Source organism: Deltaproteobacteria bacterium, from assembly GCA_020848905.1.
Lineage (GTDB): Bacteria > Myxococcota_A > Polyangia.
Genome location: JADLHG010000018.1, coordinates 71,444 through 88,868 on the forward strand (window position 1 = coordinate 71,444; position 17,425 = coordinate 88,868).

The following is a 17,425-nucleotide window of genomic DNA, read 5'->3' on the forward strand; positions in this document are numbered from 1 at the left end:
CCAGCACACAACGATTTCCATGGCAAACCAACAACTTTCGTGCGGGTGAGCCGGCCGCGGGGGGGTTCGTGGCCCGCGAGCGGTCCCCCGCCGGGCGAACGCGTCTCGTAACCCCTCTTACGCTAGGGCGGCAGGTGGGGCTACGGCTTCATGCAGATCGTCGGGGTGGCGTAGAGCGCGGCGATCTCGCTCGCCGAGAGGGCGCGGGTCCAGATCCCCACGTTGTCGATCGCGCCGTCGAAGTCGTTGGGCGTCCCCGCGTCGGTGCCGATCGTGATCGGGTCGGTGTTGTTCTGCAGCAGCTCGGCGGTCCAGGTCCCCTTGGAGAGGAAGACTCCGTCTTTGTAGAAGGACACCGTCCCGGCGTCCACGTCGAGCACCATGGCCACGAAGACCCAGCTTCCGGTGGCGATCTTCGCCCCCGTCGAGAGGATGGGGTTGTCGCCCAGGGTCGGCCAGTTGAAGAGCACGCCGAGCTCGTCGTTCCAGAGGTAGAAGCCCCAGTCCTGCGTGGCCCCCGCGCGGGCGCCCTTGACCACGATGCCGGCCACGCCGAGCGTGTTCGGGCGAATCCAGGCCGTCAGCGTGAGCTTGCGCTTGGCCTCAAACTTGGCGGTGTAGGGGGTCGTGGCGTTCGACCCTCCGGTGAAGGAGAAGGCGCTCCCCTGCTTGCCTGGGGTCCAGGTGGCCCCGCTCGAGGTGAAGGTGTGGCCGTTCCCCGAACGGTCCTTCGCCGTGGTGCCGGTGTTCTCGTCGAAGCTCCAGAGCCCCGCGCTCCCGGTGCACGAGATGGGCGAAGCGTCGGGCTTGGCCGCGTCGGGGAGGCGTGCGTCGGGCTTCGCCGCATCCGGCTTGGCCGCGTCGGGGGCCTTGGCGTCCGGCGCCTTGGTGTCGAGGCTCGCGCTCAGGTCGCGCGAGACGGCGGCGTCCGGTGTGGCCGCGTCGGGTGTCCCGGCGTCGGCCTTGGGAGTGCTATCGCCGCATTCGCACGCCGGCACGAGCGTCGCGGTCACGAGGAGGAGCGCCGGAAGGAAGAGGACGCGCTGTTTGATGGATTTCATGGTTGCGCACGATACGCCGCGCGCCGAAGACCCGTCAACGGTCAGGCCGCCCCCTTCTCCCCGAACCAGGCGTAGAAGCGCTCGAGCTGGGCCTTCCGCTCCGGCTCCAGGTACTCGAAGTTGTGGCCGCGGTCGATGATCTCCCAGAAGTCCCGGTCCTTCACGGCCAGCAGCTCGTCCCGGATGCTGGCCAGTCGCTCGGGCCGCTCGTGCTCCATGTCGCGGAAGATGAGCCGCGCCAGCTCCTCTCCCTCGCGCAGCAGGTAATAGGTGGCGAGCTTGAGCTGCGCTTTACGCACCCCGCGGAGCGAACGCTCCTCGGCCTCGGTCTCCGCCGCCTTGTCCACCTCGAGAAAGGTCTGCAGGAGCTTCCGCTCGTCGGAGAAGCCCACCTGGTGCGCCACCTCGCAGAGCGCGCAGAGGTCGTAGGCGGCGGTCTCCGTGACGAAGGGGAGCCCCGCGGCGCTGGCCGTCTGGCCGTAGTACTTGAAGTAGGCACCGAGCTCCAGCACCTCAGCGCCCCACCCGGCGCGCGCCAGCCCCTCCGCGAGCTGCCGGTACTGGTGCAGCACGTTGTAGGCCGTGCGCACGTCGCGGCGGTTGATCGTCGCGCGCAGGTAGGTGTTGAAGAACTTGATCGTGAGCCGCAGGACCGGCCGGTCTCCCGCCTGGAGCGCCGTCTCTCCGATGTAGCGCGAGTCGATCCCCACCAGCTCGGCGAGCTCCGCCATGCGGTTCAGCGACTCGTTGAAGATGGTCTGGTACTGACGGAGCACCTTCCACTCGAGCCAGGTGCGCTGCTCGAGGAGCTCCGTGTGGCTCGCCGCGCCGAGCACCACGAAGTCCGGGTTGCTTCGAAGCGCCTCGCCGAGCTCGAACCACTCGGCCTCGAGGCGCTGCTTCTCGGCCACGTAGCGGGTGCAGAGGTCCTTCAGCGCGTCGACGCTGCGCGAGGCGATGATGCGGTCCTTCTGCGCCACGGCGTTCACCGCGACGTCGGCCAGCTGCTCGATCCCCTGGAGCACGCGCCCCTGCCGGAGCGCCCCCGGCGCGGCCTCGCGCGCGAGCGCCTCGGCCAGCGAGTGCTCCTGCAGGCGCGCCACCACGCGCTCCGGCTCGAGGAAGGCGAAGACGTAGCTGAAGTACGGAATGAGCAGGAGCACGGCGGCGGTCATCATCACCAGCGTGACGACGATCAGCACGTGCGGCGTGTAGGTCCGGTGCACGGCGAAGGTGGCCCAGATGGCGTGGATGGAGGTCACGACGAAGAAGCTGAGCAGGAGCAGGTTCGTGCGGTCGCGGAAGAAGAGCTCCGTCACGCGCGGTGTGTACCGCGTGGCCGAGAGCTGCAAGATGATCGACACCACCGTGATGGCGATACCGAGGATCGCCACCACCACCTCGGGGAGGTTGCCGAGGGCGCTCTGCATATCCTCGGCGCTGTAGCGGGCGAGCGCGCCGAAGACGCCGACCCCCCGGCCGCCGCTCAGGAGCTGGTCCGCGCCGAGCAGCAGCCCGAACCAGGCCAGCGCTACGCCGCCGAGGAGGAGTACCGGGTAGAGCCAGATCTTCCGTCGCTCGAGCGCCTGGGCCATCGGGCCGAACGATAGCGTGCTTCCGGGCCGCCTCACAACGGCCGTGCCGCGTGCCGCGCGATTGGGTAGGATGCACCGCGGAGGTGACGACGCGATGCTGCTCACCGTGGACATCGGCAACACCAACACCGTGCTCGGGCTCTTCGACGGGAGTCGGCTCGTCGACCACTGGCGGATCGCCACCTCCGAGGAGCGCACCTCCGACGAATACGCCATCGCGCTCCACGCGCTCTTCGAGCTCAGCGGCGTGCGTCCGGTCATCGACGCGTGCATCCTCGCGTCCGTGGTACCCGACGCCGTCCGCGCTGTGCTCCAGGCGCTGAAGGGGCGCTTCGGCGTGGAGCCCCTGCAGGTCGGGCCCGGCCTGAAGACCGGCATGCCGATCCTCTACGAGAACCCGAAGGAGGTGGGGGCCGACCGCATCGTCAACGGCGTGGCGGCGTACGAGCGCTATCGCAGCGGCGTGATCGTCGTGGACTTCGGCACCGCCACCACCTTCGACTGCGTGAGTCCGCACGGGGAATATCTGGGCGGCGTGATCGCCCCCGGGGTGACCATCAGCGCCGACGCCCTCTACCGGCACGCCGCGAAGCTCCCGCGCGTGGAGGTGGCCCGGCCCGCGCGCGTCGTCGGCCGCAACACCGTGGCGAGCATGCAGTCCGGTCTCTTCTACGGTTACGTCGGACTCGTGGACGGGGTGGTGACGCGAATGGTGCAGGAGCTCGACTTCACGCCGCGGGTCATGGCCACGGGGGGACTCGCGCGCCTCATCGCCGCCTCCTCCTCGACGATCGAGGAGACCGACGAGCTCCTCACGTTGACCGGACTCCGGATCCTCTTCGAGCGCAACCGTGCCGCTTGACTGGCTTTTCTTTTCGATCTAACAACATTTGCCCGGCAACTATTCGAGCAGTGCGTACTCGTCAGACGGTGTTCTAGCCGCGGGGCCGAGGCCCCGCCAGCGAGGGAAACAGCCGCGATGAAGAAATACGACTCGAAGGATGTGCGTACCTTGGCCTTCGTCGGCCACGGCAAGTGTGGAAAGACCTCGCTGGCGGAGGCGTTTCTATTCGACACGAAGGCGACCACGCGCCTCGGCAAGGTCGACGACGAGTCGTCGAACCTGGACACGGAGCCCGAGGAGCTCAAGCGAAAGTCGAGCCTCCAGTGCGCCGTCGGGAGCTGCGAGTGGAAGAAGGTCAAGATCAACTTCATCGACACGCCGGGTGACGGGAACTTCGTGGCCGACGCGGAGCTCGGCACCTCGGCCGTGGATGCGGCTATCGTGGTGGTGAGCGCCCCCGACGGTGTGCAGGTGGGGACCGAGCGAGCCTGGGAGATCGTGAACCGGCTCGGGCTGCCCCGCGTGGTCTTCCTCAATAAGGTGGACCGCGAGCGCGCCAACTTCGAAACCGCGCTGAAGGACGTGCGCGAGGTCCTCTCCGACAAGGCCGTCGCGCTGCAGATCCCGATCGGGCAGGAGGGCGCCTTTGCCGGCGTCGTGGACCTGCTGAGCCTCAAGGCCTACACCTTCACCGACGAGGGGCGTCAGATGACCGTCGGGGATGTGCCGGCCAACCTGACCGCCGCCGCCTCCGCCGCGCGCGAGCAGCTCATCGAAGGGATCGCGTCGAGCGACGACAAGCTGATCGAGAAGTACCTCGAGACGGGCGAGCTCTCCGAGGAGGAGATCACGAAGGGCCTTTCGGGCGCGATCCTGGCGGGGACCATCGTGCCCGTGCTCTGCGGCTCGGCCACGCGCAACCTCGGCGTGCAGCCCCTCATGGATGTGATCGCGAATACCTTCCCGTCGCCGCTCGACCGTCCGCCCACCGTGGGCGTGGATGCGGCCGGCGCCGAGGTGGCGCGCAAGGGGGACCAGAACGAGCCCTTCTCCGCGCGGGTCTTCAAGGTCATCAGCGCGGACATCGGCAAGATCGCCCTCTGTCGCGTGATCTCGGGGACGCTCCATTCGGACGCTACCGTGCTCAACCCCCGGAAGGGCTCCAAGGAGCGTGTGGGCACGCTCTACACGCTGATCGGCCGGAAGCGGGAGAACCTCACCGAGGCCGTGGCGGGGGACGTGATCGGTCTGGCCAAGCTGAAGGACACGAAGACCGGCGACACGCTCTGCGACGAGAAGTCGGTCATCACCTACCCGATGGTCAAGCTCCCCGAACCCGTGATCAGCTTCTCCATTCGCCCGAAGTCGAAGGGGGACGAGGAGAAGGTGGCCTCGCGCCTCGCCGATCTGATGGAGGAGGACCCCTCGCTCAAGCTCGACCGCGACCAGGTGAGCAAGGAGATCCTGCTCCGAGGCCTCGGGCAGATTCACATCGAGATGGCGGTCGAGAAGCTCCGTCGGCACGGCGTGGACGTCGAGCTCGCCGCCCCCAAGATCCCCTACCGCGAGACGATCCGCGGCAAGGCGGTGGACGTGGAGGGGAAGCACAAGAAGCAGAGCGGTGGGCGCGGCCAGTTCGGCGTGGTCTACATCGACATGGAGCCCAAGCCCAAGGACAGCGAGGTGAAGGACGACCCGCTCGAGTTCGTGGACGCCATCTTCGGGGGCTCGGTGCCGCGGCAGTTCATCCCGGCGGTGGAGAAGGGGATCCGCGACCGCATGGCCCGGGGCGTCATCGCCGGCTATCCGGTGGTGGACATCCGCGTGACGCTCAAGGACGGCAAGTACCACGACGTGGACTCCGACGGGCGGTCGTTCGAGCGCGCCGGGTCGAAGGGTTTTCAGGAGGCCTTCCGGCAGTCGACCCCCGCGCTCCTCGAGCCGATCATGAACCTCGAGGTGACCTGTCCCGACGAGTACATGGGAGACATCATCGGCGACGTGAGCAGCCGGCGCGGGAAGGTGCTGGGGACCGACACCAAGGGGCGCAGTCTGGTGATCAAGGCGATGGTCCCCCTCGCGGAGCTCCTGAAGTACGCCATCGACCTGGAGTCGATCACCGCCGGGCGCGGCGCCTTCACCATGTCCTTCGCGCATTACGACGAGGTCCCGGGCAACCTCGCCGAGAAGATCATTGCCAACGCCAAGATGGCGGCCGAGGAAGACGATTAGGTACTGACGGATGGCGCTGGACCTCACCCCCCTCGAGCCCGAGCTGCTGAACGCCGGCCTGCTGCGCGTCGTGGGGCCTGCCGCGCCCGCTCCGGCGAAGATGATGGCCGCCAAGGGGCTGGCTCCCCTCGGTCCGAAGGACCTGGCGGTGGCCCTCTACCAGCTCAGTCGTGACGCGGACGCCAAGATCGCGCAGGCCGCCGCGGCGACGGCCGACGGTCTGCCGGAGAACATCCTCGCCGCGGCCCTCGGCGAGGCGCTCGATCCGCGCGTCCTCGACTTCTTCGCCACGCGGGTCAGCCGTCGTCCCGTCCTGGCCGAGCGGGTGCTGCTCAACCGCGCGGTGCACGACGAGACGCTCGTGACGCTCGCCGGGACGATGCAGGAGCGCGAGCTGGAGATCCTCGCCGGGAACCAGGAGCGCATCCTGCGCTGCCCGGCGATCGTCGAGGCCGTCTACTTCAACAAGTCGGCGCGGATGTCGACGGTGGATCGCCTGCTCGAGCTGGCGGTCCGTCACGGTCTCGTGCTCCCTCGCGTCCCGCACTACAAGGAGCTCGCGGCCAGCATCCTAGGCCACGCGCTGCCGACCGCCGGGACCGCCGCCGCCGCGACCGAGGAGGGGGAGGAGGAGCTGCTGGAGCTGCCGCCGGAGGACCTGGCGGCCAGCTTCGGCGCGCCGTCGTCGATGGACGAAGACGCGATGGATGCCCTCTTCTCGTCGGCCTTCGAGGAGGGGTTCGAGGGCGGGGCGGTGGGGAACCTCGAATACGAGGGGGAGGCCCAGGTCGACGAGAAGGGGAAGAAGCTCTCCGACCTGCCGATCAACGCCAAGATCCGGCTGGCCACGATCGGCTCGCAGTCCCACCGCGCGGTCTTCATCCGGGACTCGAACAAGCTCGTGTCGATGGCGGCGATCCAGTCGCCGGCGGTGAACGAGCAGGAGGCGGGGCGCTACGCCTCGAACCGCGGGCTCAGCGAGGAGGTCATCCGCTACATCGCGACTCGCAAGGAGTGGCAGAAGAGCTATCAGATCAAGCTCGCCCTGGCCAACAACCCCAAGTGCCCGCTCGGGCACGCGCTGCGCATCTTGCCCCACCTGCGACCGGCCGACCTTCGGACCCTCTCGCGCTCGAAGAACATCCCCGCCGTCCTGGCCAAGGCGGCCAAGGAGCTCGCCTCCAGACGCTCGTGAGGGCTACAGGGCCCTGCGTGCTCTCGGGACGTCGGTGGTGTAGCGTTACTCCATGGAAGGCAAACGCTCCGCCGTCGGCACGATCGTCCTGGCGGCGGTGCTCGTCCTGCTGCTCCTCAACGTGGTGTCGCTCTCGCGGCGCTGCGCTCCCATAGGAGGGCCGGGGATCGGTACCGAGGCGCCGGACTTCACCCTGCCCACGCCCACCGGCGAGCCCGTGAAGCTCTCCGCCCTGCGCGGTCAGGTCGTGCTCCTCGATTTCTGGGCCACCTGGTGCGGCCCCTGCCTGCGCAAGCTGCCCTGGCTCGAACAGGTCCAGGAGGCGCTCGGGCCCCGCGGGTTAAAGGTGCTCGCGGTCAACGTCGAGGGGAACGCCCCCATGCTCCAGCAGTTCCTCCAGCGTCGCGGCGGCAAGCTCTTCGCGCTGGTGGACGACGGCGCGGTCGCGGCGCAGTACGGCGTGCAGACCATCCCGCACGTGGCGCTGGTGGATCGTCGCGGGGTCGTCCAGCACGTCCAGGTCGGTGGTCGCGGCACCGGCGAGCTGCGCGCGGCGATCGATCGGGCGCTGGCCGAGCCGGCGAAGTAGGGTTCGCGGATCTCGGCGGCGCCGCGTCGACTTCAGCGTGACGTTGCGCCGCGTCCCGAGTCGCCGCCGTCCGGCGCGTGCTCTTCGGCCTGCTCGATCGAGGCCACCAGATCGTAGTCGCTGCACTTGATCACGCGGGCCCGCACGACCTCCCCCGGCTGGGCCGTGCCGTCGGTCAGGATCACGACGCCGTCGATCTCCGGGGACTGCCCCCCGTGCCGCCCCTGCAGCAGGAACTCGCTCTCCTCGCTCGGGCCGTCCACCATGACCTCGAGGACCTCGTCGCGCAGGCGCTTGAGCCGCCGGCGGCTGATCTTGCGCTGCAGCGCCATCACCTCCTTGGCGCGCGCGCGGGCCACCTTCTCCGGCACCGCGTCGGGTAGATCGTGCGACGGCGTGCCCTCCTCGGGCGAGAAGGGGAAGACCCCGACATGGTCGAGCTCCACCTCCTCGAGAAACGCGAGGAGCCGGGCGTGGGCGGCGTCGGTCTCCCCCGGGTGGCCGGTGAGCAGGGTGGTGCGGATGGCGACCTTCGGCATCGCCTCGCGCAGGAGGGCGATCGTCTCGCGCACCTTCTTCTCCCCGTACCCGCGACGCATGCGCCGCAGGACCTCGTCGTCCACGTGCTGCAGCGGCATGTCGATGTAGGGGGCGACCTTCGGCAGCGTGGCCATGGCCTCGACGAGTCGCCGGTCCACCGCGGAAGGGTAGGTATAGTGCAGGCGGATCCAGACCAGGCCCTCGAGGCTGCTCAGCGCCTCGAGCAGAGCGACGAGGTCCGTCTCCTGCTCCCCCGCGAGGTCGCTTCCGTAGACGGTGGTGTCCTGGGCCACGAGGATGAGCTCCCGTACCCCCGAGGCGACGAGCGTGCGCGCCTCCTCGAGAAGCGACGGGAGGGTCCGGCTGCGCTGCGCGCCGCGCATGAGCGGGATGATGCAGAAGGCGCACGGCCGGTTGCACCCCTCCGAGATCTTCAGGTGCGCGGTGTGCGCGGGCCCGAGGAGCTGGCGTCCGAACTCCGCCTCGGCGAGGCCCTCGGGTCGTCCCACCGCGAGCCGGGCCTCGTCGCGCCGCGAGAGGATCTCGCCGAGGCGCGGCAGGTCGCTCGTGCCGAGGAAGTGGTCGACCTCGGGGAGCTCGCGCGCCAGCTCCTCCGGGTAGCGCTGCGACAGACACCCGGTCATGACGAGCGTGCGGCAGCGTCCGGTCTCCTTGTGGCGCGCCAGCTCGAGCACCGTCTCGACCGACTCCTGCTTCGCGGGTCCGATGAACCCGCAGGTGTTCACGACGATGACCTCCGAGTCGGCCGGGTCGGCCACGAGGCGCATGCCTTGGCCGGTCGCGAGCGCCACCATGCGTTCGGTGTCGACGCGGTTCTTCGGGCAGCCGAGCGACACGAAGTGAATCGTGCGTCCGCGCGATTCGGGGTCAGACAGCTTGCGGCCCTCGTCCATCGCTCGTCCTTGTCATCCCCAGGCCCGTCCGGTAGGGTTGGGTTCTCATGCCCCCGCTCTTCGGTAAATGCGCGATGTGTAGCAAGGAGATCTTCCGAGGGCAGACCTACTATCGCTGCACGGTCTCGGCCTGCAACAGCGGTCGCCTGAAACTCGTCTTCTGCAGTCCGGCCTGCTGGGACGCGCACCTGCCGACCGCTCGCCATCGCAAGGCGGCCTTTACCGACCACGTCGCCGAGTAGTGCCACGCGCCTCCCCGGGGCGTCAAGGCGACGGTCTTTCTCCCGCTCGAAGGATGCAGCGCGCCGCCCGGCCCGCACACGGCTGCGGACGGTGGGCCGCGCTTCTGCTATATCGTGGCCAACCGTCACCGGAGGATTGCGATCATGTTGAAGGAATTCAAGGCCTTCATAATGCGGGGGAACGTGGTCGACATGGCCATCGGCATCATCATCGGGGCCGCGTTCAACAAGATCGTCTCGTCGTTCGTCTCCGACGTGCTCACGCCGCCGCTCGGGCTCCTGCTGGGCAAGATCGACTTCTCGAGCCTTTTCGTCAACCTGACGGGCAAGCCCGCCGCGAGCGTGGCGGCGGCGAAGGCGGCCGGGATACCGACGGTGAACTACGGCCTGTTCATCCAGGCGGCCATCGACTTCGTGATCATGGCCTTCGTGCTCTTCCTGGTGGTGAAGGCGATGAACCGCTTGCGGAAAAAGGAGGAAGCGGCGCCGGCGAGCACGCGCGAGTGCCCTCGCTGCACCTCGGCTATCGCGCTCAAGGCCAGCCGTTGCCCCCATTGCACCTCGGAGGTGGAGCCGGCCGCCACGGGGGCGTAGCGCGCGCCGCCTACCGCACGCCGGCGTCGGGCTCGATGCAGAGCTTGGCGCAGGCGGGGATGTCGATCCCCGTCGGAGCGAGGACGCCCCAGCATTCGTTCTTCGGCGAGATGCTGTACTTGAACTGCCCCGCGATGCACTTGCCGCAATCCGCCTTCTGGAAGCCCGACTGCTCGGCCTGCGAGGCGAGGGTCTTGCACTTCTCCTGGCACTCGCCCAGGCGGCTCGTGCAGGGGTTCCCCTCCTCGACCTTGCAGGCTTCCTGACAGTTGGCGGCGATGCTGCTGCCGCCGCCGCAGGCTCCGAGGAGCGTCGAGCCGACCAGCGCGGCGAGCCAAAGTGCTTTCATCGGTCTTCTCCCTTGGCGCCGGCCCTGCCTGACCGGCGCGGGCCCGTCACGAGCCAGTGACTAGCGGTCCGTTCGGTATTCGGTGCTCGCGACCCAGGCGAGCGCGATGACGATCCACAAGAGGGCCACGCCGAAGACCACGGGCGCCGAGACGGCGGTCGTGAGGTTCGGATCCGAGGCGAAGAAGCTCGCCGCGGCCGGCGTGTAGGTGCCGGCGATGGCGCGCAGATGCACGGTCATGGCGGTGGCTTTGAGCCAGCCGGGCACGAACGAGAAGCCCACCTCCATCACCAGCACGTAGGTGAGCATCATCGCGAACGGCAGGTTCGTGACCATCGCGCCGAAGGCCATGGCCAGGGCGCCGAAGTAGATCGCGCCGAGGAGCGCGGCGAAGAGGCTCTTGCCGAGGGTGCCGAGCTCCGACCCGACGTAGCCGTCTCCGACCATGCAGAGCACGTAGGCCACCGCGAGGGAGGGCAGGAGCAGGATCAGGTTCAGCCCGATGTTCCCCAGGTACTTGCCAAGGGGCAGGGTCCAGCGCGGCACCGGTCGCGTGAAGAGGTAGGTGATGGTCTTGGCCTGCACCTCCTCCGCCACGGTGGCCGAGGCTTGCAGCGCCATCACCAAGGGGATGAGGTAGCGCAGGTAGAGCTCGACGATCTGCTTGAAGAACTCCGGCCCCGCCTTTCCCGCCGCGAGGGCCCCGGCCGACGCGACGAGGGGCAACGCCAGGACGGCGAGGATCAGCCGGAGCAGCTTGCTGCGGCGGGACCGCTCGAGGCTCAGGCCGGCGAAGATCCCGACGAGGGTCAGCCCGCTCGGCAGCGCGCGCCCGCCGGAGCGGGTCGGGTTCGTGCTCATGAAGCGCCTCCCGCGCCGCTGCGCGCCACCCCTTCGGGGCCTCGGTCCCGGGTGAGGTACTCGAAGACCGCCTGGAGGTTGTTGTCCGGGCTCGTGAGGGCCTGGATCTTCACCCCGTGCTCGAGCGCCACGCGCGGGATGAGCGGGTAGCAGCCGTCGGGGTCGCGGGTCTCGAGGAGCAGCGCCCCGGCGGTGTCGAAGCGCACGGACGCGATCTCGGGGTGCGTGACGAGCTCGCTCGCTAGCTCGCGCGGCCGGTCGCACTGCACCTCGATCTTGTGCGGGTGCCGGTCGATCATCTCGCGGATGCGATAGACGTTTCCCTCGGCGAGGACCTGCCCCTTGTAGAGCAGGAGGATCTCGCTCGTCATCGCCTCCACCTCGTGGAGGATGTGACTCGAGACGATCACCGCCTTGCCCGCCGCGCCGAGCTCCTTGATGATCTTCACCAGCTGGACGCGTGTGGGTGGGTCGCAGCCCGTCATCGGCTCGTCGAGCAAGACGAGGTCCGGGTCGTGCGCGAGGGACTGCGCGAGCTTCACCCGCTGACGCATCCCCTTGGAGTACTCCCGCAGCCGTCGGTGGCGCGCCTCCATGAGGCCCAGGCGGTCGAGCGTGGCGTCGGCGCGCCGGGCCGCCTCCGCCGGCACGAGGCCTGAGAGCCGCGCCATCGCGATCACGAACTCGCGTCCGGTCAGGTCGTCGTAGACCCCGTCGTGCTCGGGGCAGTACCCGATCCGCGCGAGGAGCGGGAGGTTCCCCCAGACGCGCTCGCCGAGCACGGTGAGCTTGCCCTTCGAAGGCCTGAGCACGCCGATGAGCAGCTTGAGGAAGGTGGACTTCCCGGCGCCGTTCGGTCCGAGGAGGCCCGTCACCCCGGGCGAGATCGTGACCGTGAAGTCGTTGATCCCGACCACCTTGCCGTACCACTTGGAGAGGTGCTCGGTGGTGACGAGGGCGTTCTTGGTGCCTTGGGCCATCACGCGAAGATCTCCACTCGCCTGAGACGGCGCCAGACGAACCAGACCGAGAGCCCGACCACGAGCGCGAGCACACCCGCGGGGAGGTACCAGGGGAGGGGGTAGCTTCGCGGCACGCCGAAGAGGTACTGGCCGACGAGGCGGAGGTTCGTGGGGAGCGAGAGGAGCACGAGGTAGGGCACGTCCGTCGCGGCGGCCATCGCCTCGCCGAGCACCCAGGGGAAGAAGAAGAGCGCCGCCCAGCCCCCCTGGACGTAGCCCGCGCGGCGTGAGACCGAGCTCAGCGCCACCGCGGGGAGGGTCAGGCTCACGGTGATGATCGCGGCGTAGAGGAGGGCCAGCGGGACGAGCGGCAAGAGCGCGAGCGAGGCCTTCCCGCTACCACCGAGCGCGACGCGCACCAGCGCGAGCAGGATCCCGGGAGGAGCGCAGACGAGGAGGATGAGCCCCCCGGCCCCGAGGAGCTTGCCCCAGAGGTAGTGAGCGGCGGCGACCGGGCGGGCGAAGTAGAACTGGAAGGCGCCGGTGCGCACGTCCTCGGCGATGGCCGGGGCGGCCGAGAGCAGGCTCATGGCGAAGGCGAACCAGATCTGGCACCAGAAGAGGCAGTAGTAGACCCAGAAGCTCGGGTCCTCGATCTCGATCGGGGCGTTCTGACCGGCGAGGAGCTGCTGCGCCTTGATCTTGAAGAACATCACCACGGCGCAGACCACCACCGGGAACATGCCGAGGATGAGGTCGGCCTTCACCAGGCCGCTCGCCCAGGCGAGCGAGAAGGCGTAGCGCGAGAGCACCCGGTAGCGCGTGCGATGGGCGAGCCGCGCCCCTTCGTAGCGGCGATAGCCGAGGTCCCGGATCTCTCCTTCGCCGGGCGCGTGCGCACGGATCGTCCCCTGTGCCATCGGTTACGCCGCTCCTTTGCGCTCGAGCACCGCGATGAACGCGGCCTCCAGAGAGAGCTCGCAGCGCGCCAGGTGCCGGACCTGGATCTGCGCGTCGAGCGCGGTGCGGAAGATGAGGTCCGGGTCGGCTCCCGGGGGCAGCCGCACCTTGAGCAGCCCGTCCTCGACGAGGGCCTGACAGCCCGCGGCGTCGAGCAGCGTTCGGAGGCGGTCGGCGTCGGCCTTCACGCGCACCTCGTAGTAGCCGTCCTGCGTGCCGCGCAGCTCGGCCAGAGGACCGGAGAAGCGGACCTGCCCCTCGGCGATCACGATCACTTGATCGCAGACCTCTTCCACGTCGGGCAGGAGGTGCGACGAGAGCATGATCGAGCAGGAGCGGCGTGCCGGCAGCTGCGTGATGAGCGCCAGCATCTCGTCCCGCCCCTGCGGGTCGAGGCCGTTGGTCGGCTCGTCGAGGAGCAGGAGGTCGGGGTCGTGGACCAGCGCCTGCGCCAGCTTGACCCGTTGCTTCTGCCCGGTGGAGTAGCCCTGGACCTTGAGGTACCGCTTGTCGCCGAGCCCCACGTACTCGAGCACCGCGTGCGCGCGTTCCTTGGCGTCGGCCGGCGGGAGCCCGCAGAGCTGGGCCGCATAGCTGCACGTCTCGACGGCGTCGAGTCCCGCGATGTAACAATCCTGCTCGGGCATGTAGCCGATGCGCTGTCGCAGGTCGAGAGATCTCCCCGTGGGGTCGCAGCCGAGCACCTGCGCTCGGCCGCCCGTGGGCGAGAGGAGGCCGAGCAGGATCTTCAGGAGCGTGGACTTTCCCGCGCCGTTGGGCCCGAGCAGGCCGATGCTCCCGGGCGCGAGGCGCAGGCTCACGTCGCGCAACGCGTGGACAGGACCGTAGAATTTGTTGACCCCGTCCAGCTCGAGCAGCATCCCTGGGCCTTCCGCGAGGCCGACTTGACATCGGCACGGGATTTGGGGTACTTAGCCCCGTCCTGAACTATTGCTCCCCAGGACACGGGCGTTTCGCTATACTAATTCAACGTCTAGGATGTCAACGGGTCTCGACCCGCGGGGAGCCAAGGTAGCGTAGGAGCGAGGTCATCATGGCAGTCAAAGTACGGTTGTCCCGCGCGGGTGCGAAGAGGCATGCCTACTACCGGGTGGTGGTGAGCGATAGCCGGAGCCCCCGGGACGGGCGCTTCATCGAGCAGATCGGCACGTACGATCCGAACGAGAACCCGTCGAAATTGAACGTTGATTCTGGAAGGCTGGATCACTGGCTGAAGGTCGGCGCGCTGCCGACCGAGACGCTGAAGAAGTTGATCCTGAAGCTCCGCCAGGCGACGCCCGCTCAGAGCTAGCGCGCCGTTCTGTGCGCTGTCGCGCCCCTGAGGTGGGACGCGGGCTTTGGGGCTCCGTGTCGGCCAGGTGGGCTTCGTTCGAACGCGGAGGACGAGCATGAGCGACAGCGGATCGCAGATGAAGGAGCTCATCATCTTCATGGCCAAGGCGCTCGTGGACCAGCCCGACCGGGTAGAGGTCAACGAGATCTCGGGTGAGCAGACCTCGGTGATCGAGCTGAAGGTCGCCAAGGAGGACCTCGGGAAGGTGATCGGGAAGCAGGGCCGCACCGCGCGAGCCATGCGCACCATCCTGAGCGCCGCCTCCACGAAGATCCGCAAGCGCACGGTCCTCGAGATCCTCGAGTAGCCGTTCTTCCCGCGCCCCGTCATGAACCAGCGCAGGCGAATGTTGCGGCCGGGCCGTCGGGTGACGCGGGGCCGCTCGCCCTCCGTCGATCCACCGGCCATCGAGCTCGCGCAGACGGTGGAGGTTGCCGTGGTGGCCCGCCCGCACGGCGTGCGCGGCGCCTTCAAGGTGCAGCTCCACGACCCGGCCTCCGAGGCGCTCGAGCAGCCGGAGCTGCTCGTCGTGCGCCGCCCCACGGGGGAGCTGCTCGTCGGCCTCGTCTTCGTCGGCCAGTGTGAAGGGGGCGCCATCTTCCAGCTGCCGGGCGTCGAGAGCCGCGAGGCCGCCGAGGAGCTGCGGGGCGCCACGGTGCACCTGCCGCGGAGCGCCCTCGTGCTCGAGGAGGGGGAGTATCTCTATGCCGACCTCGTCGGCTGCGCGGTGAAGGACCGCGAGCTCGGACTCGACCTCGGCACGGTGCACGAGGTCTTCTCTGCCGGAGCCCAGGACACGCTCGTCGTGCGTCGCGAGAACGAGGAGCGGCTCATCCCCTTCGTCGCCCCCTGGCTCGTCGAGGTGAAGCTCACCGAGCGCACGATCTGGGTCAGCGGCGGCGACCAGTGGGAAGCCACCCCTATTTCGTAGCGGCGGAGCCTGCCCGTGCGTTTCACCGTCGTCACGATCTTCCCCGAGGCCTTCGACTCGTTTCTACGCGCTTCGCTCCTCGGCAAGGCCGTGGCGCAGGGGCTCGTCCAGGTGGACTTCGTCGACCCGCGGGCCTTCGCCGCCGACAAGCACCACACCGTGGACGACACGCCGTACGGCGGCGGGGACGGGATGGTGATCAAGGTCGACCCCCTGGTCGCGGCGCTCGAGTCGGTGGGGCACGACCCCGACCTTTCGCCGCATCGGGTGCTGCTCACGCCGCAGGGCGAACCGCTCGCGCAAAGGCACCTCGTGGAGCTCCTCGACCGCCGCCACGTGGTCCTGGTCTGCGGCCGGTACGAGGGCTTCGACGAGCGGATCCGCACCTTCGTGCATCAGGAACTCTCCCTCGGGGACTTCGTGCTCAACGGCGGGGAGGTCGCGGCCATGGCGATCATCGACGGGGTGAGCCGTCTCGTCCCCGGGGTGATCGGCAAGGCCTCGTCGCTCACCACCGAGAGCCACGGCGAGGGGCTGCTCGAGTACCCGCAGTACACGCGTCCGCGCGAGTTCCGCGGGCTCGCCGTCCCCGAGGTGCTGGTCGAGGGGAATCACGCGCGGATCGACCGCTGGCGTCGACTCCAGATGCTCGTACGCACGCGGCAGCGCCGCCCCGACCTGTGGGAGCGCTATCAGCCGAGCGGCGAGGACCGCACGATCCTGGCCGAGGTGGACGGCCGCGAAGACCGCGCCGAGCTGGCGGGCCGCGCCTACGTGGCGCTGCTGCACTACCCCGTTTACGACAAGGGCAAGCGCATCGTCACCACGGCCATCACCAACCTGGACCTGCACGACATCGCGCGCTCGAGTCGCACCTTCGGGCTCGGCGGCTACTTCGTGGTGACGCCGGTGGCGAGCCAGCAGGAGCTGGCGCGCCGCATCCTGGCGCACTGGAAAGAGGGGCACGGGGCCAGCTACAACGAGGACCGGGCCGAGGCGCTGGCGTTGCTCGAGGTGGTGGAGAGCCTCGAGCAGGTCCTCACCGAGGTGGAGGCCCGCGAGGGGAAGCGGCCGCTCACCGTGGCAACGAGCGCCGCCGCGCGGCCGGGCCAGGTGACCGGGGCGGAGGTCCGGCGCTGGCTGGGGTCCGGACAACCCGTAGTGATCATGATGGGAACGGGCTGGGGTCTGGCCACCGAGGTGCTGGAGCGGGCCGACCTGGCGCTTCGGCCCGTGCACGGGGGCGCGGCGTACAACCACCTCTCCGTGCGTAGCGCCGCCGCGATCTTACTTGACAGGCTGTTCGGGTTGCGCGAAGAGACGTAGGGCCTCGCCGAGCGCGCGGCCCGCGCTGTTTTTTTCAGCGACTTCGACGATAGAGCCAGCACCCCGGCGCCTCGCCGGCCGGCGCTTTCCGAGGATAGACCGATGAGCTACACGAATCCGATCATTGAGCAACTCGAGGCCCGCACGCCGGCGCACGATCTGCCTCCCTTCCGGGTGGGCGACACGGTGCGCGTGCAGGTCCGCATCGTCGAGGGTGACAAGGAGCGTCTCCAGGCCTTCGAGGGCGTGGTGATCAAGCGCCGCAACTGCGGGGCGCGTGGGACCTTCACCGTGCGCAAGATCTCCTACGGTATCGGCGTCGAGCGAACCTTCCCGGTGCGCTGCCCGCGCGTGGAGCGCGTCGAGCTGCTGACCCGCGGGCGCGTGCGCCGCGCGCGGCTCTTCTACCTGCGCGACCGAGCCGGCAAGGCCGCCCGCATCAAGGAACAGGTCCGGACCGACCGCTCCGCCAAGTAGTCTGGGCTTGCCCTCCACGCGCCGCCTCGGCGAGCGAGCCGAAGCGCTGGCCGCCGTCCACCTCGAAACGCAGGGCTATCGCATCCTCGATCGGAACTTCCTCGCGCGACGAGGCGAGATCGACCTCGTGGCCGAGGAGGGAGACGTGCTGTGTCTCGTCGAGGTGCGGAGCCGCGAGAGCGCCGACTTCGGGGATCCGCTGGAAACGATCTCGCGCGAGAAACGCGCCCGCCTGGTGCGGGCCGCGCGCCAGCTCCTCGCCGAGCGCGGCTGGCTCGAGCGCGCCGTGCGCTTCGACGTGGTGGGGATCGTCTACGAGCCGGAGCTGCGCATCACGGTCGTGAAGAACGCCTTCGACGCGACGGGAGCGTAGGCGTCAGCGAGGCTCGAGGCGACGGG

The 17,425-nt window shown here is 69.0% G+C and carries 20 protein-coding genes; 12 read left to right on the forward strand and 8 right to left on the reverse strand.

All coding sequences use genetic code 11. From position 1 onward, the window contains the following. Positions 1-140: 140 nt before the first annotated feature. Both IT371_08395 and IT371_08400 read right to left on the reverse strand, forming a co-directional pair. Positions 141-1,061 (reverse strand): LamG domain-containing protein, encoded by a 921-nt coding sequence (locus tag IT371_08395; GenBank protein MCC6747661.1) that lies wholly within the window; start codon positions 1,059-1,061, stop codon positions 141-143. Positions 1,062-1,102: 41 nt separating this feature from the next. After that, positions 1,103-2,656 carry a DUF2254 domain-containing protein gene (locus tag IT371_08400; protein ID MCC6747662.1) on the reverse strand — a complete coding sequence of 518 codons (1,554 nt, stop codon included), beginning with the start codon at positions 2,654-2,656 and terminating at the stop codon, positions 1,103-1,105. A gap of 94 nt (positions 2,657-2,750) precedes the next feature. Here IT371_08400 and IT371_08405 point away from each other — a divergent pair, with 94 nt between their 5' ends. The 4 genes from IT371_08405 (at position 2,751) to IT371_08420 (ending at position 7,516) form a co-directional block, all read left to right on the forward strand. Then, positions 2,751-3,518, forward strand: coding sequence for a type III pantothenate kinase (locus IT371_08405; protein ID MCC6747663.1), 768 nt, complete (start codon positions 2,751-2,753; stop codon positions 3,516-3,518). A gap of 117 nt (positions 3,519-3,635) precedes the next feature. Then, on the forward strand, positions 3,636-5,732 hold the full coding sequence (fusA, locus tag IT371_08410) for an elongation factor G (GenBank protein ID MCC6747664.1): 2,097 nt from the start codon (positions 3,636-3,638) through the stop codon (positions 5,730-5,732). 10 nt (positions 5,733-5,742) lie between these two features. Next, complete coding sequence (locus tag IT371_08415; GenBank protein ID MCC6747665.1) at positions 5,743-6,927, forward strand: hypothetical protein; 1,185 nt, start codon at positions 5,743-5,745, stop codon at positions 6,925-6,927. Between the two features lie 52 nt (positions 6,928-6,979). Next, on the forward strand, positions 6,980-7,516 hold the full coding sequence (locus IT371_08420) for a TlpA family protein disulfide reductase (GenBank protein ID MCC6747666.1): 537 nt from the start codon (positions 6,980-6,982) through the stop codon (positions 7,514-7,516). 32 nt (positions 7,517-7,548) lie between these two features. Here IT371_08420 and rimO read toward each other — a convergent pair whose 3' ends face one another. Next, on the reverse strand, positions 7,549-8,970 hold the full coding sequence (gene rimO, locus IT371_08425) for a 30S ribosomal protein S12 methylthiotransferase RimO (GenBank protein MCC6747667.1): 1,422 nt from the start codon (positions 8,968-8,970) through the stop codon (positions 7,549-7,551). Positions 8,971-9,017: 47 nt separating this feature from the next. Between rimO and IT371_08430 the strand changes: the two genes are divergently transcribed. Then, the gene (locus tag IT371_08430) at positions 9,018-9,212 is read left to right on the forward strand and encodes a hypothetical protein (protein ID MCC6747668.1); all 195 of its coding nucleotides are present in this window, start codon (positions 9,018-9,020) and stop codon (positions 9,210-9,212) included. A gap of 144 nt (positions 9,213-9,356) precedes the next feature. Further along, complete coding sequence (gene mscL / locus IT371_08435) at positions 9,357-9,806, forward strand: large-conductance mechanosensitive channel protein MscL (GenBank protein MCC6747669.1); 450 nt, start codon at positions 9,357-9,359, stop codon at positions 9,804-9,806. A 10-nt stretch (positions 9,807-9,816) separates the two neighbouring features. On the opposite strand, the gene IT371_08440 is transcribed toward mscL, so the two are convergent. From IT371_08440 to IT371_08460, 5 genes are read right to left on the reverse strand one after another with little or no spacing between them, the layout of a single operon-like run. Continuing rightward, positions 9,817-10,155: a hypothetical protein gene (locus IT371_08440; protein ID MCC6747670.1), complete on the reverse strand. Its 339-nt coding sequence runs from the start codon at positions 10,153-10,155 to the stop codon at positions 9,817-9,819. 60 nt (positions 10,156-10,215) lie between these two features. Next, positions 10,216-11,016: an ABC transporter permease gene (locus IT371_08445; protein MCC6747671.1), complete on the reverse strand. Its 801-nt coding sequence runs from the start codon at positions 11,014-11,016 to the stop codon at positions 10,216-10,218. Further along, positions 11,013-11,996 (reverse strand): ABC transporter ATP-binding protein, encoded by a 984-nt coding sequence (locus IT371_08450; GenBank protein ID MCC6747672.1) that lies wholly within the window; start codon positions 11,994-11,996, stop codon positions 11,013-11,015. The genes IT371_08445 and IT371_08450 overlap by 4 nt, the downstream gene beginning before the upstream one ends. Then, positions 11,996-12,898 carry a hypothetical protein gene (locus IT371_08455; GenBank protein MCC6747673.1) on the reverse strand — a complete coding sequence of 301 codons (903 nt, stop codon included), beginning with the start codon at positions 12,896-12,898 and terminating at the stop codon, positions 11,996-11,998. The genes IT371_08450 and IT371_08455 overlap by 1 nt, the downstream gene beginning before the upstream one ends. Before the next feature lie 3 nt (positions 12,899-12,901). Continuing rightward, the gene (locus IT371_08460) at positions 12,902-13,819 is read right to left on the reverse strand and encodes an ABC transporter ATP-binding protein (GenBank protein MCC6747674.1); all 918 of its coding nucleotides are present in this window, start codon (positions 13,817-13,819) and stop codon (positions 12,902-12,904) included. Positions 13,820-13,992: 173 nt separating this feature from the next. Here IT371_08460 and rpsP point away from each other — a divergent pair, with 173 nt between their 5' ends. From rpsP to IT371_08490, 6 genes are all read left to right on the forward strand, one after another. Next, positions 13,993-14,250: a 30S ribosomal protein S16 gene (gene rpsP, locus IT371_08465; protein ID MCC6747675.1), complete on the forward strand. Its 258-nt coding sequence runs from the start codon at positions 13,993-13,995 to the stop codon at positions 14,248-14,250. Between the two features lie 118 nt (positions 14,251-14,368). Further along, on the forward strand, positions 14,369-14,599 hold the full coding sequence (locus IT371_08470) for a KH domain-containing protein (protein MCC6747676.1): 231 nt from the start codon (positions 14,369-14,371) through the stop codon (positions 14,597-14,599). 39 nt (positions 14,600-14,638) lie between these two features. After that, positions 14,639-15,223 (forward strand): 16S rRNA processing protein RimM, encoded by a 585-nt coding sequence (gene rimM / locus IT371_08475; GenBank protein ID MCC6747677.1) that lies wholly within the window; start codon positions 14,639-14,641, stop codon positions 15,221-15,223. Between the two features lie 15 nt (positions 15,224-15,238). Continuing rightward, complete coding sequence (gene trmD / locus IT371_08480) at positions 15,239-16,549, forward strand: tRNA (guanosine(37)-N1)-methyltransferase TrmD (protein MCC6747678.1); 1,311 nt, start codon at positions 15,239-15,241, stop codon at positions 16,547-16,549. 102 nt (positions 16,550-16,651) lie between these two features. Next, the gene (gene rplS, locus IT371_08485; GenBank protein ID MCC6747679.1) at positions 16,652-17,026 is read left to right on the forward strand and encodes a 50S ribosomal protein L19; all 375 of its coding nucleotides are present in this window, start codon (positions 16,652-16,654) and stop codon (positions 17,024-17,026) included. A gap of 7 nt (positions 17,027-17,033) precedes the next feature. After that, a complete protein-coding gene (locus IT371_08490) occupies positions 17,034-17,399 on the forward strand; it encodes a YraN family protein (protein ID MCC6747680.1) in 366 nt (121 codons plus the stop codon). Positions 17,400-17,425: the final 26 nt, after the last annotated feature.

Bases quoted from the DNA above. Each gene is read 5' to 3' on its own strand.
- IT371_08395 (MCC6747661.1), bottom strand. From the start codon at position 1,061: ATGAAATCCATCAAACAGCGCGTCCTCTTCCTTCCGGCGCTCCTCCTC.
- IT371_08400 (MCC6747662.1), bottom strand. From the start codon at position 2,656: ATGGCCCAGGCGCTCGAGCGACGGAAGATCTGGCTCTACCCGGTACTC.
- IT371_08405 (MCC6747663.1), top strand. From the start codon at position 2,751: ATGCTGCTCACCGTGGACATCGGCAACACCAACACCGTGCTCGGGCTC.
- fusA (MCC6747664.1), top strand. From the start codon at position 3,636: ATGAAGAAATACGACTCGAAGGATGTGCGTACCTTGGCCTTCGTCGGC.
- IT371_08415 (MCC6747665.1), top strand. From the start codon at position 5,743: ATGGCGCTGGACCTCACCCCCCTCGAGCCCGAGCTGCTGAACGCCGGC.
- IT371_08420 (MCC6747666.1), top strand. From the start codon at position 6,980: ATGGAAGGCAAACGCTCCGCCGTCGGCACGATCGTCCTGGCGGCGGTG.
- rimO (MCC6747667.1), bottom strand. From the start codon at position 8,970: ATGGACGAGGGCCGCAAGCTGTCTGACCCCGAATCGCGCGGACGCACG.
- IT371_08430 (MCC6747668.1), top strand. From the start codon at position 9,018: ATGCCCCCGCTCTTCGGTAAATGCGCGATGTGTAGCAAGGAGATCTTC.
- mscL (MCC6747669.1), top strand. From the start codon at position 9,357: ATGTTGAAGGAATTCAAGGCCTTCATAATGCGGGGGAACGTGGTCGAC.
- IT371_08440 (MCC6747670.1), bottom strand. From the start codon at position 10,155: ATGAAAGCACTTTGGCTCGCCGCGCTGGTCGGCTCGACGCTCCTCGGA.
- IT371_08445 (MCC6747671.1), bottom strand. From the start codon at position 11,016: ATGAGCACGAACCCGACCCGCTCCGGCGGGCGCGCGCTGCCGAGCGGG.
- IT371_08450 (MCC6747672.1), bottom strand. From the start codon at position 11,996: ATGGCCCAAGGCACCAAGAACGCCCTCGTCACCACCGAGCACCTCTCC.
- IT371_08455 (MCC6747673.1), bottom strand. From the start codon at position 12,898: ATGGCACAGGGGACGATCCGTGCGCACGCGCCCGGCGAAGGAGAGATC.
- IT371_08460 (MCC6747674.1), bottom strand. From the start codon at position 13,819: ATGCTGCTCGAGCTGGACGGGGTCAACAAATTCTACGGTCCTGTCCAC.
- rpsP (MCC6747675.1), top strand. From the start codon at position 13,993: ATGGCAGTCAAAGTACGGTTGTCCCGCGCGGGTGCGAAGAGGCATGCC.
- IT371_08470 (MCC6747676.1), top strand. From the start codon at position 14,369: ATGAAGGAGCTCATCATCTTCATGGCCAAGGCGCTCGTGGACCAGCCC.
- rimM (MCC6747677.1), top strand. From the start codon at position 14,639: ATGTTGCGGCCGGGCCGTCGGGTGACGCGGGGCCGCTCGCCCTCCGTC.
- rplS (MCC6747679.1), top strand. From the start codon at position 16,652: ATGAGCTACACGAATCCGATCATTGAGCAACTCGAGGCCCGCACGCCG.